This window comes from Skermania piniformis, assembly GCF_019285775.1.
GTDB lineage: Bacteria > Actinomycetota > Actinomycetes > Mycobacteriales > Mycobacteriaceae > Skermania > Skermania pinensis.
Genome location: NZ_CP079105.1, coordinates 4,162,764 through 4,177,447 on the forward strand (window position 1 = coordinate 4,162,764; position 14,684 = coordinate 4,177,447).

11 protein-coding genes are annotated in these 14,684 nt (G+C 68.5%); 6 read left to right on the plus strand and 5 right to left on the minus strand.

Annotated elements, in window-relative coordinates:
• Positions 1-10: 10 nt before the first annotated feature.
• Together cas7g and KV203_RS19175 are read right to left on the minus strand one after the other, a co-directional pair.
• Complete coding sequence (gene cas7g / locus KV203_RS19170) at positions 11-1,246, minus strand: type I-G CRISPR-associated RAMP protein Csb1/Cas7g (protein WP_066473426.1); 1,236 nt, start codon at positions 1,244-1,246, stop codon at positions 11-13.
• 131 nt (positions 1,247-1,377) lie between these two features.
• The gene (locus KV203_RS19175) at positions 1,378-3,018 is read right to left on the minus strand and encodes a peroxidase family protein (RefSeq protein ID WP_083530252.1); all 1,641 of its coding nucleotides are present in this window, start codon (positions 3,016-3,018) and stop codon (positions 1,378-1,380) included.
• A 144-nt stretch (positions 3,019-3,162) separates the two neighbouring features.
• Here KV203_RS19175 and KV203_RS19180 point away from each other — a divergent pair, with 144 nt between their 5' ends.
• Positions 3,163-5,772 carry an ATP-binding protein gene (locus KV203_RS19180; RefSeq protein WP_066473425.1) on the plus strand — a complete coding sequence of 870 codons (2,610 nt, stop codon included), beginning with the start codon at positions 3,163-3,165 and terminating at the stop codon, positions 5,770-5,772.
• Positions 5,773-5,979: 207 nt separating this feature from the next.
• Positions 5,980-8,709, plus strand: coding sequence for a putative bifunctional diguanylate cyclase/phosphodiesterase (locus KV203_RS19185; RefSeq protein WP_169797536.1), 2,730 nt, complete (start codon positions 5,980-5,982; stop codon positions 8,707-8,709).
• A gap of 25 nt (positions 8,710-8,734) precedes the next feature.
• Here KV203_RS19185 and KV203_RS19190 read toward each other — a convergent pair whose 3' ends face one another.
• Genes KV203_RS19190 through KV203_RS19200 form a run of 3 tightly spaced genes read right to left on the minus strand, consistent with a single transcriptional unit; the run spans position 8,735 to position 10,950 of the window.
• On the minus strand, positions 8,735-9,109 hold the full coding sequence (locus KV203_RS19190; protein ID WP_066473512.1) for a nuclear transport factor 2 family protein: 375 nt from the start codon (positions 9,107-9,109) through the stop codon (positions 8,735-8,737).
• 44 nt (positions 9,110-9,153) lie between these two features.
• Entirely contained in the window at positions 9,154-9,606 is a 453-nt protein-coding gene (locus tag KV203_RS19195) for a VOC family protein (RefSeq protein WP_066473415.1), read from the minus strand.
• A gap of 48 nt (positions 9,607-9,654) precedes the next feature.
• Complete coding sequence (locus KV203_RS19200) at positions 9,655-10,950, minus strand: acetyl-CoA C-acetyltransferase (protein WP_066473412.1); 1,296 nt, start codon at positions 10,948-10,950, stop codon at positions 9,655-9,657.
• A 64-nt stretch (positions 10,951-11,014) separates the two neighbouring features.
• Here KV203_RS19200 and KV203_RS19205 point away from each other — a divergent pair, with 64 nt between their 5' ends.
• The 4 genes from KV203_RS19205 to KV203_RS19220 all read left to right on the plus strand — a co-directional run bounded on the left by KV203_RS19205 (position 11,015) and on the right by KV203_RS19220 (position 14,669).
• Positions 11,015-11,428, plus strand: a complete 414-nt coding sequence (locus KV203_RS19205) for a nitroreductase family deazaflavin-dependent oxidoreductase (RefSeq protein WP_066473410.1) — start codon at positions 11,015-11,017, stop codon at positions 11,426-11,428.
• 208 nt (positions 11,429-11,636) lie between these two features.
• Positions 11,637-12,911, plus strand: coding sequence for an extracellular solute-binding protein (locus KV203_RS19210; RefSeq protein ID WP_246600323.1), 1,275 nt, complete (start codon positions 11,637-11,639; stop codon positions 12,909-12,911).
• Entirely contained in the window at positions 12,901-13,824 is a 924-nt protein-coding gene (locus tag KV203_RS19215) for a carbohydrate ABC transporter permease (protein WP_066473402.1), read from the plus strand. The genes KV203_RS19210 and KV203_RS19215 overlap by 11 nt, the downstream gene beginning before the upstream one ends.
• Positions 13,821-14,669 (plus strand): carbohydrate ABC transporter permease, encoded by an 849-nt coding sequence (locus tag KV203_RS19220; RefSeq protein WP_066473399.1) that lies wholly within the window; start codon positions 13,821-13,823, stop codon positions 14,667-14,669. Before KV203_RS19215 ends, KV203_RS19220 begins: the two co-directional genes overlap by 4 nt.
• The last annotated feature ends 15 nt before the right edge of the window (positions 14,670-14,684 follow it).

The window sequence follows — 14,684 nt, forward strand, 5'->3', positions numbered from 1 at the left end:
ACAGTCAGCATCAGTCCGCCACAGCGGTCTCCGCGACCGCCGCCGCCTTGCTGCGTCGAACCAGATCGACCAGCCGAGGTGTCGGGGTCAGCGAATGCACACCGGCCCGCCAGGACAGTCCGGCCGCCGCGGCCGCCGCAGCGGCCTCGGTGACCAGCGCCAAGCCTTCGGCGCCACCGAGGGTGAACTCCTCCACCGCACCGGAGCGGCCGACCGCCTCGAAGGTCTGCTCGGTCGTCGGCGCCAGCACACACCGGGAACGCAGGTCGAAGCCGGCCTCGAAGGCCAGCGCGGTCGCAGCCAGACCGAGCGCGGCCAGCGTGGCCCGCGCCGCGGTCTCGGCTTGCTGCCGGCGCGCGCCGGTAAGCGCGGTACCCGCGGCGTCGACCGGAAAGCGCAACCGGCGCAGGTGAATCAGCGAGAGCACCGTCGTGGCCTCGATCTCGGCAGCGGTGACGCCGCCCGCTCGCTCGTCGATCGACGGTGCGACGTTGCCGTGGTTGATCTCCGACGGACGCAACGGTTTCGATTTGGTCTTGGCATCCGCCTGAGCAGGATCCAGGGTCCACTCGCCGGCTGGCGTGCGATAGATGTCGGCGACCTTTTCCACCCCGAGCGGGTCGAGCCGCGACGACGTCCGCACGCCCCGGGCAATCCCGTTGGCGACGATCTCACTGGTGATCGCCCGCTCGAACTTGGTGCCCCGGCCGCCTTTCGGGCCGGTCGAGTCCCACGCGCCGAACAGCAGCGCCGAGGGCGAATGGACGAACAACGCGGTGGCTTTGCCGACCGTGGCGTCGGTGATCGCCCGGCCGATCGGCCCGAACCGAAACGGCACGTCACCGTCGAGCGAGTCCCGGTGGATCGCGTCGTAGACCCGATGCGGGCTCTGCAGATCGGTGATCATGCCGAACTCGGCCAATCCCTCGACCTCGGTGAAGTCGACCCCGATCAACGGGATCGCGACCTGCTCGGTCTCGGCCGCCTCCAGCAACGCCGCGGACAGCTCGTGTGCCTGCGCCGCAACCGAATTCAGCACCACCGACTCGGCAACGACAGTTTCGCCGGCCGGACCGCGAACCACCCGAGCCTCCACCGCGTACTTGGTACTCGCGTTATCGGCGACGCCGTATGTCGGCGGAAAGATCTTCGAGCCCGGACCGGCGAGCGGCTCCAGCCGCGAACGCGAGCGGATCCCGGCGAACTCGCCGACGTAGTCGAGCAGTCTTTCGAAGCTCAGGGGCATATCCCACCCTTTTCGATCTCGATCCCCACCGAACGCACACCCACCGACCCGCTCCGACCCTATCCCGCGGCGGACGCCCGAACGACCGAGACCGGAATTATCATCCGAACGAATGACAACCGGAGCCGGCGTCAACAGCGGAACCGCGCCCGCACCGGGCCGTCGGCGTTGCGGCCGACGATCTGCTGCAGGATTCCGGCGTCGCGGCGCATCTCGGTCTCGTGGATGATTCGCCAACCGACCGGGGAGAACGTCTCCTCGGTGAACACCTGCCGGGACAACAGCGGGTTGGTCAGCGCCTGGGTGAAAGCGTCGTACCCGACCATCACCATCATCAGCTCGCCCATCATGTTCTCCGCCGGGTAGTCCTCCGCCCAGATCCCCACATACCACTCGAGTTCGTCGATGCTGCCGTACATCTCGGCCAAGGTTGCCTGCAGCCGGCGGTCCGCGGTGAGCTGGGCGAAGTCGGTCAATCGCGGCAGTCCGAAGTCCTCCCGGTAGTCGTTGTAGGGCCGCAACCGGGCTTTGCGCGCCAACCTCGTGGTGGCCTCGGTGACCGACGGCAGGTCGGCGACCAGCCGCCGGTTCAAGAACAACGGCGTGTTGTGCAGGCCGAACCGGCCGGCCCGCTGCCCCGACCAGGCAGTTATCAGCTCGGCCACCCCGTGCTCGATGATCAACGGGTTGTTGTCCAGGATGTCGCGCGGGCCCAGTCGCGCGGCGCCGAGCTCGAAGGTGTCGGGCACCATCGAGTGCCAGCGGTAGAGCAGATCGAACTCGATCGGAATCCAGCCGGGCCGGTTCCACGCTGCCTCGTCGGCCATGAAATCCGGGATGGTGAGCGGGAACTCGAACGCGCCGATGTGCTTGATGTACTCCTCGATCACCAGCTCGAGCAGCAACACGATCATCACGTTGCGGGTGGTCTGGAACAGTCGCTCGTCGTCCCAATCCGGATAGGCGGCGGCCAGTTCGGCCGCGATCCGGTTGTGCTCGCGCAGGAACACGATGTTGAACGTGGCGTGTCCGACGGTGGAGTTGCCGTACTCCAAGCCGACGGCGAACGTGGCGTGGTGCCGCTCGGCCGGCGAGACCTGCTGGATCCGGGCGAGGAAATCCGGATCGTGCAGTCCCTCGAACTCCGGCTTGATCACCAGCGGCTCGGCCGGATCGGCCGACTCGCGCGGACAGAACAGAAACTGCGGGAACTCCGCCCCGTCGATCAGTTGACTCTTCAGTCGGCCGCCGACGCCGGCCCGCAACATCCGGGTCTTCGTCTCGTTCAGACCGTAGATTTGGCAGAAATCGATGCCGTGATTCGAAGTATTCTTTCGAAAATCGCTCCGATCGGTTCTCAGGAAACTGTCGGTAAACCATTGCGCAAAGAACATGAAGGTCACACTGGTGTCGGTCGATGGCGCGAACTCGGTGCGCTCGAACAATGCATCGACCGTCGATTCCGGGGGAAGCGTTACATTGTCCGGGGCCGGCGGCAGATGCCGGGACGAATAGCTGCGGTCGGTCAGACTGACCCAACTGGCGTAGTCGCCGACCATCGACAACGGCCGTGGCCGCGGCGCGGTCGCGGTGGCGTAGTAGGTGATCAACGCCTTGCTCGCAGCCGATCGGACCCGGGGAATCCGGCAGGCGGCCACGATCGCGCGCTGTCGCAGGGCCGACCCGCGCGGGGACGCCGAGCGGCGCGCGAGAATTCGGCGGAGCGCCTTCTGCGGAATATCCTGGATACCGAGCAATGAACTGGCAAACATTTGGCGCTCCCGCGGGCCAGGAATAACGGACGACTCATTATCGACCCGGCCGCACGCACCCCACATCGGTACAGCACTACTCGCCCCGCACCGATTTCCCCCGGCTTCGGTCGAACGGGTGGTTGCGCCCGTAAACTTGTTTTCATGGCGCAGCCGTGGTCCACCGTCGAACGGCAGCACCACCTCGCCGAAATTCGTTCGGTCCTGGCCACCGAGCATCCCACCTGCGGCGTGCTGCTCACCGGGCCGGCCGGCGTGGGAAAGACGACCTTGGCCCGCGCGGCGACCGGCGCACTGCCCGGCGCGGTGGCCTGGGTCGCCGGCACCGAATCGGCACAAGGGATCCCGCTGGGCGTCTTCGCCCATCTGGTCCGCCCGTCCACCACCCGCGACCCGGTGACCCTGATGGCTGCAGCTCGGGAGTCGCTGGTCGTCGCGAGCAATCTGGTGCTGTGCGTGGACGACGCGCACTTGCTGGACCGGTTGTCGGCGACCCTGCTGCTCCAGCTGGCAACCGATCGCGCGGCACAGATCGTCGCCGTGGTGCGCAGCGGTGAAGCGGTCCCGGCTGCGGTCACCGCACTCTGGAAGGACGGCCATCTCACCCGGATCGAGCTCGACCCGTTCAGCCGGGAGCAAAGCGTCGAGCTGATCGAATCGACGCTCGGCGGGCAGCTGGAGGCACTCAGCGCCGACCTGATCTGGCAGGCCTCGGGCGGGAACGCGCTGTACCTGCGACATCTGGTCGACGGTGCGCTGGACAGCGGTGCGCTGCGGTCGGCGAACGGAGTGTGGCAGCTACGCGGCCGCGCGGCGATCACCACCGAACTCGACGCCCTGCTGGCGGAGCGGATCGGCAAACTCGCCGCAGCGGTGGTGCGGGTGCTGCAGATCGTGGCGCTGTGCGAGCCGATCGATCTCGACCTGCTCGCCGAGCTGGCCACCGACGAGGCACTCGACGACGCCGAGCGAGCCGGACTGATCCAGATCACCCCGCTGCATGCGCAACCGGCGGTCCGTCTGGCGCACCCGCTGTTCGGCGAGGTGGCTCGGCGCCGGCTGGGCAGCGCCTCGGCCCGCCGCCTGCGCGGCCAACTGGTGGCGGCGCTCCAGCATCGCGGGGCGCGGACTGCGGCGGAGCGGGTGCGCCTGGCCGAACTTGCTTTGGACAGCGACCACGCCGTGGACCCGACGCTGCTCGACACCGCCGCCGCCGACGCCATCGCGCTGGCGAATCTGCCGCTGGCCGAACGCCTGACCCGGACGACGGTCGCCCGGACCGGGGCATTCGAGTCGTCGGACATGTTGGCCCGGACGTTGCTCTGGCAGGGCGCAGCGGACGAGGTCGAGTCGATCATGGCCGGCTTCGACCCGACCGAGCTCGATCCGGTGCAGCTGGTCCGGTGGGGCCTCACCCGTGCCGCGAACCTGCATTTCGCGATCGGCGCCGCGGACCGGGCCGACCGGATTCTGACGCTGGTGCGCTCGCGGACGACGAACCCGAAACTGCTCGGCGTGCTCGACGGCGTGGCGTCGGCGTTCGCCTTCCACGAGAATCGGCTCGACGATGCCGACGCCGCGGCCCAGCGGGTATTCGGCACGCCGGCACTACCCTGGGCGATCGAGTGGGCGGCGTTCGGCGGTGGTCGCACCCTGGCGATCAGCGGCCGCGGATCACAGGTTCCGGCGATCGCCGAGCGAATGCACGCCGTCGCGGACCGATGCGACGGGCTGCTGCGTTTTCCGGCGGCGCTGGCCGAAATCCAGGCACTCACCCTGATGGGCGAGATCGGCCGGGCGGACCGGCTCGCCGCCGGCTATTTCGGTTTCGCCGCGGGCGGACATTATCTGGCCTGGGCGCTGGCCAGCACACTCGCGGCGACGGTCGAGGTGGCCGCAGGTCGGTTCGGCGCGGCGGTCGTCCGACTGGAGCAGACGCTGGCCGCATTTCCCGATCGAGGCGCGGCCAGCTGGAACTTTCCCGCACGAATCCTGTTGATCCAGACGCTGTCCGTGCTCGGTCGAGCGGATCGGGCCGAGGCGGTGCTGGATGCTGCGCACGCCCGGGACGGCCGGCACGTCGCGGTGTTCCGACCGCAGCTGCAGATCGCGCAGGCCTGGCTCGCCGCGGCCCGGGGAACCGTCCGAACCGCCGTCGAGCTGGCCCAGGCGGCCGCCGTGGCAGCACGGCAATCCGGCCAGTACGCCATCGAAGGCGAGGCCTTGAACGCCGCCGCCCGATTCGGCGATCACACTGCGGCATCCCGACTGGTCGAGCTGGCCGGGCAGATCGACGGGCGGTTGATCGGCCTGCACGCGCGGCATGCTGCGGCGCTCGCCGCCGGCGACGGTGCCGAACTGGATCGGGTCGCGACCGAGTACGAACAGACCGGAACGCTGCTCTGCGCGGCCGACGCCGCGGCGCAGGCGGCCGCTCGGTTCGAGGCCACCGGAAACCGCCGGGGGCTGGTGGACGCCGCCGCGCGCGCCAACCGACTGGCGGCCGAGTGCGGCGGGATCGCGACACCGGCCGTCTCGGCCGCCGCCCAGCCGCTGCCGATCACCCCGCGGGAACGCGAGGTGGCCAATCTGGTCGCCGCCCGATTGACCGATCGGGAGATCGCCGAACGGCTCACCCTCTCGGTCCGCACGGTGGAGAACCACGTCTATCAGGCGCGTACCAAACTCGGCGTGCCCGATCGGGAGTCGCTCGCCGCGCTGATCCTGCAGAAACCCCAGCGACGCCGCGGATAGCTGTCCGCCGCCGGATACCGTATCGAGCGCATCCCGTTACTCGCGAGACACGTACCAGCAAAACATTGAATGCTATGTTTTTGCGGCTGTTTACTCGCCTCGACAGGACCGATCGGCCATCCGTACGTTCGCTTCGACGGAGTAGGTGGACTTACCATCGCTACGTATACCGAGTCATCAGCAACGACTCCGCGGATACGCTCCGGGTTGCCGAACCGCCGCTACCTCCCGGTGTCGATCGTCGGGCTGTTCGCCGTGATCACGACCGCGGCGTGGATTGCGGTGATCAGGTCGTCCACGTTGCCCGAATCGGTGACCGACCTGGCGTCGAACCTCGGCCAGGGTGCGGTGTCGCTGGCCGCCGGGCTGGCCGGGGTGCTGCGCTCGCTGCGGCGCGCACCCATCCAGGTCCGCCGGTTCTGGCGCTATGTCGGTCTCGCCTGCCTCAGCTGGACGTCCGGTCAAGTGGTCTGGTCGGTATACGAACAGATCCTGCACACCGAGGTGCCCCCGCTCTCCCTCGCCGATCTGGGCTACCTGCTTTTCGTACCGCTGCTCATCACCGCTCTGCTGTGCTCGCCACTGGCGGTCGCGGACTCCGCCCGACAGATCCGCGGGGTGCTGGACGGCATGCTGGTGGCATCGTCGGCATTGCTGGTGAGCTGGATTCTGGTGTTGCGGGCGGTGCTCGACGCCGGCAGCGAATCCGCGCTGACCATGGTCGTCGCATTGGCTTATCCGATCGGCGACGCCGTCATCATCACCATCGTGCTGTACATCGGTCTCGGCGAGCACGGCTTGTTGTCGTCGTTCCGCGCGCCGTATTTCCTGACCGGGGCCGGGCTGGTCGCGATCACCGTCGCGGACTCGGCCTACATCTATCAAGCGACGGTCGGCAGCTACGCCACCGGCGGGTTCGTCGATGCCTGGTGGTTCGTCGGGTTTCTGATCATCATGGTGGCGGCCTTTCTCCCCGACGAACCCGACAACGCCACGCCACGCCACGCCAGGAGCACGAGTCCGCTGACGACCCTCCTGCTGCCGTACATCGCCATCGGGATCGCGCTGTTGTCGTCGGGCTTGGACTTGATCGCGACGGGGCACAGCGATCTGGTGGTTTTCTGGCTCCGCACCGCGGTGGTCTGCCTGCTGGTTGCGCGGCAGATCGCCACGCTGCTGGAGAACCGGGCGCTGACCCGGGGCCTGGAAGCCCGGGTACAGGACCGTACGGCCGAACTCCGTACCAGCCGAGAGCGATTCGCTGCGCTCGTCGCGCACAGCTCCGATGTGACGATGGTGCTCGACCGCGAGGGCACGATCACCTATCTCAGCGACGCCAGCAACCGGGTACTCGGCCTGGCCCCGAACGAACTGATCGGCGCGCACATCTCGGCGGCGATCGGCACCACCGCCGAGACCGCCGCATTTCTCGGCGCGCTGCGGCACACCGCCGAGGAGCCGCTGCGGGTGCATACCGGCTCGAGCACCTGGAGCAGCGGCGGGACGGCGCGGAATCTGGAATTGACCCTGACCAACCTGCTGGACAATCCCGACGTATCCGGAATCGTGCTGAATATCCACAACGTGACCGACCGCAAAGAGCTCGAGAACCAGCTGGTGCACCAGGCGTTCCACGACGCGCTGACCGGGATGTCGAACCGGGCGCACTTCCGGGACCGGCTGGAGCGCGCATTCGCCGACCGGGATTCGGCAGCCGCCGGGGTGACCGTGCTGTTCATGGATCTGGACGGATTCAAGACGATCAACGACACGCTCGGGCACGGCGCCGGCGACGCCGTGCTGCGCGAGGTTGCCCAGCGGATCATCGCCGTGGTCGGCGAGTCTGCGGTCGTCGCCCGGATCGGCGGTGACGAGTTCGGCATCCTGGTCGAAGGATCGCCGGACCACTGTTTTCTGGCCGATCTGGCCGGCCGGATCACCGCGGCGTTGAACGAGCCGTTCCGACTCGACGGCCGCGAGATGCACCTGGGCGGCAGCATCGGTATCGCGAACCTGACGGCCGACGTCGACAGTGCCGAGCAACTGCTGCGGAACGCGGACCTGGCCATGTACGAGGCAAAAACGGCCCGCACCGGCGGATACGCGTTCTTCGAGCCGGCGATGCACGACGGCCTGGTCGAGCGGGTGCGGCTGGAGGAAGACCTCCGGGCCGCGCTGGATGCCGACGGGTTCGAGGTGCATTACCAGCCGCTGTTCGCCCTCGACAGCCAACGGGTGACCGGGGTCGAGGCGTTGCTGCGCTGGAACCACCCGACCCGCGGACTGGTCAGCCCGGTCGAGTTCATCCCGGCCGCGGAATCGACCGGACTGATCCGCCCGCTCGGTCTGTGGGTGCTGGAATCGGCGTGCCGCCAGGGCCGGGCCTGGCAGGGCATCGCACCGGACCAGGACGGGTTGAAGATCAGCGTCAATCTGTCTGCGCGGCAGTTGGATCAGCCCGACCTGGTGGACCGGATCGCCGCCATCCTGGAGCAGACCGGGCTCCCCCCGTGCCGGCTGGTCCTGGAGATGACCGAGGGGGTGCTGATGGAGAACACCGACAGCACGCTGCAGATCCTCAACCAGATCCGAAACCTCGGCATCCGGCTGGCGATCGACGACTTCGGCACCGGGTACTCGTCGTTGAGCTACCTGCATCAGTTCCCGGTCGACATCCTCAAGATCGACCGAAGCTTCGTCCAGGATCTGGCCGCCGGCCGGGACACCGCGCTGGTGCGCAGCATCGTGCAGCTGGCGCAGTCGCTCGGCCTGGAGACGGTGGCCGAGGGGATCGAGCGGGAACAGGAGCTGGACCTGCTGCGGCTGCTCGGCTGCACGACCGGGCAGGGCTATTACTTCTCCCGCCCGGTACCGGCCGCCACGCTGTCCCAGATCTTGCTGCGGCAGCGGCTGGAGCGGGTACTGGTGCCGAGCTGATCCGGGGCGCCGGAGGTGGCTGAGATCAGCGCAGGATCAGATCGTCGGGACCCCAGTAGGCCTGCATGGACACGATCTTGCCGGCGTCGTCGAACTCCATGACATCGATCGGCGAGATATCCATCGTCCGGCCGCCGGCCCGGGTGGTCAACCGGAACAGGAACGCTGCCCGGGTCCCGATGATCCGGCTGGTCACCAGCTCGGCCTCCCGGTCGAGCGGCTCCAGGACCGCGTAGAACTCCCGGATCGCCGCGTGCCCGCGACGTGGTTCGCTGCCGACCGGATCCTCCAGCACCGCGTCCGCCGCGTAGAGCCCGACGATCTCGTCGGTGCTGCCGCCGCCACCGATCAACTCCACGTATCGCCGGACCAGCTCGTCGCCCGCCATGACATCCTCCATCAACGAGAACGTGTTCCAGTTGATCAGGGTAGCCCGGCCCCGGCTCACCAGCCGGTGGAACCCGACTCCAGCTCGGGCTCCGACGCCGCGACCACCAGGTAACCGTCGGGGTCGCGCAGCCAGATCTCCCGGGCGCTGGAGTTCGGGTTGCGGTGCGGCTCGGTCTGCACCCGGGCACCCCGGGCGCGGACCCGCTCGACGACGCCGTCGAAGTCGGCGACCTCGAACCAGACCGCCAACCCGTTGCCGAGCGGCCGGTCGGGATCGACCAGACCGCCGTGGTGGTGCTCGGCGTCGGCAACATGCAGTTGCAGGACCAACCGGCCGTCACTGAGGAGCCGCTCATACTCCTTCCGATGCGGGTGCTCGGGCTCGGGATGACCACTGACGAGACCGAAGATCGCGCGGTACCAGTCCCCGGACCGGCGGACGTCGCCGACGCAGAGCAACGGTTGCGGGCGGACATTCGGGGAACCCACGGCGGGCGCACTGGACATGGCCCGAGTCTCGCGCATCGGCTTCGGCGCCGCGTCGCCGAATGCGCACTATCGCTGCAGGATCGCCACCACGCCCATCCCCGAACCCGCGCAGATGCTGATCAATGCCCGGCCGCCGCCGCGCTCGGCGAGCGCCTTCGCCGTGCCGGCAAAGATCCGGCCACCGGTGGCGCCGAACGGGTGCCCGGTGGCGAGCGAGCCACCGTTGACGTTCAGTTTGCTGCGGTCGACGGTGCCCAACGGCTCGGCCCGGCCCAGACGTTCCCGGCCGAACCGGGGATCGCCCCAGGCCGCGAGGGTGCTGAGCACCTGCGAGGCAAACGCTTCGTGAATCTCGTACAGGTCGAAATCCGCCAGGGTGAGGCCGTTGCGGTCGAGCAGCGTCGCCACCGCGTAGGCCGGGGCCATCAGGACGCCTTCGTCGCGCGGATCGCCGTCGACGTAGTCCACCGCCGCGCTCTGCGCATCGATCAGGTATGCCAGCGGCTCGATCCCGCGCTCGGCCGCCCACGCGTCGGTGGCCAGCAACACGGTCGACGCACCGTCGGTGAGCGTGGTCGAGTTGGCCGCGGTCATCGTGCCGTCCGGGCCGCCGAAACACGGCCGCAGCCGGGCCAGCTTCGCCTCGTCGACGTCGCGGCGCAGGTTGCCGTCGTGGTCCAGGCCACGGAACGGCGTCATCAGGTCGGCGAAGAAGCCGCGGTCGTAGGCGGCGGCCAGATTGCGGTGGCTGGCCAGCGCGAGCTCGTCCTGCGCAGCCCGGGTCACGCCCCAGGCAGCGCCGGTCAGCGCCTGACCTTCGCCGGGCGGCAGACCGGTGCGCCGCTCGGCCGGACCCGGGATGTCGAGGTCGAAGTCGGTCGGGCGGAGCCGGGCGATCTCGCGGGCCCGCGCGGCGTTCGAGCGGGCGGCGTTGATCCGGACCAGCCGGTTGCGCAGCTTCGGACCGAAACCGATCGGCGGATCGGACGTGGTGTCGGCGCCACACGCGATGCCGGAGTCGATCTGACCGAGGGCAATCTTGTTCGCAATATGCACGACCGTCTGCCCGCCGGTACTGCACTGCTGCTGGATGTCCAGCGCCGGGGTGCGCCGCGCCAGTTTCGAGCCGACCACCGCCTCCCGGGTCAGGCTGTGGTCGCGGGCCAGCTTGACCACCGCACCACCGGCCACCTCGCCGATCGGCTCGTCGGCGAGACCGAACCGGTCGATCAAACCGGCGAGCGCCGCGCCGAGCATCTGCTCGTTGGTCGCGTCGAGGTACTGGGCATTCGAGCGCGCGAACGGAATCCGGTTACCGCCCAGCACGGCCACCGGACGAATGCTGCGGACAGGTGTCGTCATACGCGCAAGGGTACGTCAGCCGCGCGCCATGTCCGCGACCTGGGCTCGGACGTAGGCTCGTCGGATGAGCGACTTCAACTCCGCCATCATCGACGAATTCCGCGCCAACGCCGGCCAGGTCGGCGGGCCGTTCGCCGGGGGTGACCTGCTGTTGCTGCACACGATCGGGGCGCGCAGCGGCGCCGAGCGGATCAACCCGCTCGCCTACGCGACCGACGACGGTGACCTGATCATCGCCGCGTCCCGGGCCGGCAGCGACCAGAATCCGGACTGGTACCACAATCTGGCGGCGCACCCGGACATCACCGTCGAGGTCGGCAATGACACCTACCCGGTGACGGCGACCGCGATCACCGGCGGCCCCGAACGCGACCGGCTGTACGGCCTGCTGGTGGCCAAGATGCCTGGCTTCGCCGAGTACGAGACGAAGACCAGCCGGGTCATTCCGGTGATCCGGCTGCGTCGCACGGCCGCCTGAGCCGCGACGAACAAGCTGCCGCACGCGTTCTGACGCCCCGCGCGCGGATATCCGCGCGCATCGCGCGAGAACCCGCGCGGCGGATACCACCTCTCGCGCACACTCGCGCCCGCCGCATCCCGGGTCCGTCCGGGTTACGCCCGCGACGCCGGCACGACTAGCGTAAATGCACCGTTCACCCAGCACCGGCACGCAGAGAGGCGAGTACGTGAAACGATCAACCAGAGGACTGCCGCTCGGCGGGATGAAACTCGTTGCCGCCGCGACCGGCCTGGCCCTGGCGCTGTCCGCGTGCGGATTCGGCGGGGACGACAGCAAGCAGGCCGACGACGCCACCACCCTCGACTTCCTGGCACCGAGCTACCGGGACGGCGACACCGGCACCAAGGCCCTCTGGGACACGATCATCGCCGACTTCGAAAAGCAGCACCCGAACATCGACGTCAAGCTCGAGATGCAGTCCTGGGACAACATCAACGATGTGGTGCGGACCAAACTGCAGTCCGAGGGCACCACGCCGGACATCCTCAACATCGACGCCTACGCCAACTTCGCCGAGGACGGACTGCTCTACCCGGCCGCCGACGTCGTGTCCGACAGCGTGCGACAGGACTTCCAGCCTCGGTTCGTGGAGAACGCCTCGCTGAACGGCATCCAGTACGGGCTGCCGCTGTTCGCGTCGGCGCGCACCTTGTTCTACAACCAGGACCTGTTCGACCGCGCCGGCGTGACCACACCGCCGCGCACCTGGGACGAGCTGCTCGACGCCGCGAAACGGATCGGTGCCCTCGGCGGCGGCGTCTCCGGCTACGGGCTCCCGCTGGGGAGCGAGGAAGCCCAGGCGGAGACCTCGATCTGGACCTTCGGCGCCGGCGGCTCGTGGAGCGACGGCACCGCCATCACCGTCGACACCCCGCAGAACCTGGACGGCGTGCAAGCGATGAAACGGATGATCGACGAGCGCGCGACCCAGCCGAACCCGGGCGCGTCCGACCGCACCCCGCTGATCAACACGTTCATCCAAGGCCAGCTCGGGATGATCGAGGGCCTGCCGCCGACGGTGGCCCAGATCGCCGCGAAGAACCCCGCGTTGAAGTATGCGACCGCACCGACGCCGACCAAGACCGGCGACCCCGTGACGCTCGGCGTGGCCGACCATCTGATGGCGTTCCGCAAGGACGGCGCCAAGCAGGACGCGATCCGCACCTTCCTCGACTACTTCTATTCGCCCGAGGTGTACGCGAACTTCGTCCGCACCGAGGGTTTCATCCCGATCACCAAGAGCGGCGCCGAGACCCTGAGCGACGACCCGGTCACCAAGTCGTTCCTGCCGACGCTGCCGAACGCGAAGTTCTACCCGGCGAACAACCCGAAGTGGCCGGCCGCCCAAGGCGCATTGCAGCAGAACATCGGCACGATCGACCAGGGTGCCGACCCGGCCGCGGTGCTGCAGAAGGTGCAGCAGGCCGTGGATGGCGCATAGGAACACCGGTCGGTCGTCGGCGCCCCGCCGGCGACCGACCGCCGGCGCGGCCGGCCCGCTGCTCTGGATCGGGCCCGCGCTACTGCTGATCGCCGGGATCGTGTTCTTCCCGGTGCTGTACATGTTCTGGACCGCCACCCGGGACCTCTCGCCGTACGGTCAGGATCGCGGTCCGGCCGGCCTGGCCAACTTCCGCACGCTGCTGCAGATCGACGAACTGCCGTCGGTGCTATGGCATACCGCGGTGTGGGTGGTCGGGGTGGTCGCGCTCACCCTGCTCTTGTCGCTGGCCCTGGCACAGTTCCTGAACAAGGACTTCCCCGGCCGCAAGCTGGTCCGGCTCGCCGTGCTGGTGCCGTGGGCGGCGTCGGTGGTGATGACCACCACGATCTTCTACTACCTGCTGGACCCCGACGTCGGGATCGCGAACCGGCTGCTGGTCGACATCGGCCTGCTCGAGCGCGGCTACGGCTTCACCAAGCAACCCGGCTCGGCATTCCTGGTCGCGATGGCGGTGGCCGTGTTCGTCTCGGTCCCGTTCACCGCCTACACGATCCTGGCCGGGCTGCAATCGATTCCGGCCGACATCCTGGAGGCGGCCCGGGTGGACGGGGCGCGGGCGGGACAGCGCTACCGGCATATCGTGCTCCCGCACCTGCGCCCGGCGATCGCCGTCGCCACCGTGGTGAACATCATCAACGTGTTCAACTCACTGCCGATCCTGCAGGTGATCACCGGCAGCATCGCCGGATTCCGCGCCGACACCACCACCACGCTGACCTTCAAGCTGATCCGGCAGAACCAGCAGGTGGACACCGCAGCAGCGATGAGCGTGCTGAACTTCGCGCTGATCGTGGTGGTGGTCACGATCTACGTCCGCGCGACGCGGCCCACCCGGGCGGCCGAGCGATGACGGATCGGACCCGCCGGGCCCGGGCGCGGCGCCGCTGGGATCTGACCGCGATCGGACTGCTGCTCGCCCTCGTCTTCCTGCTCCCGTTCGTCGTGATGGTGCTCGGCTCGTTGAAGAGCCAAGCCGAGATCCTGCGCATCCCACCGACCTACCTGCCGCAGTCGTGGCATCCGGACAACTACCTGCGGATGTGGCGCACGCCGGAGACCCCGCTGCCGTTCAACCTGGTCAGCACCCTGGTCATGACCGTCGGCGGTACCGTGCTGGCCCTGGCGGTCGCCATCCCGGCGGCGTATTACTCTGCGCGGCAGCGGTTTCCCGGGCGGGCAGCATTCTTGGCGACCGTCCTGGTCACCCAGATGCTGCAACCGACCGTGCTGGCCACCGGTCTGCTCCGGGAGTTCTTCGCGCTCGGGATCAACGACACCTGGCTGGCGATGATCCTGGTGAACGCGGCGTTCAACCTGGCGTTTGCGATCTGGATCCTGCACAGTTTTTTCGCCTCGATTCCGGTCGAGATCGAAGAGGCGGCGCAGCTGGACGGATTGAACCGGTTGCAGACCTTGCTGCGGGTGAGCCTGCCGCTGGTCTGGCCCGGCGTGGTGACCGCGACCATCTTCGTCGTCGTCGCCTGCTGGAACGAGTTCGCGGCCAGCCTGGTCCTGTTGACCACCCCGGAGAACCAGCCGTTGTCGGTGGCGCTGACCAAGTTCGTCGGACAGTACGACACCGCGTGGCAGTACGTGTTCGCCATCTCCAGCCTGGCCATCGTGCCGGTGGTGATCCTGTTTGCGCTGATCGAGCGCCGGCTGGTCGCCGGCCTCACCACCGGCAGCGTCCGCTGAGTTCGCCGGGGGTTG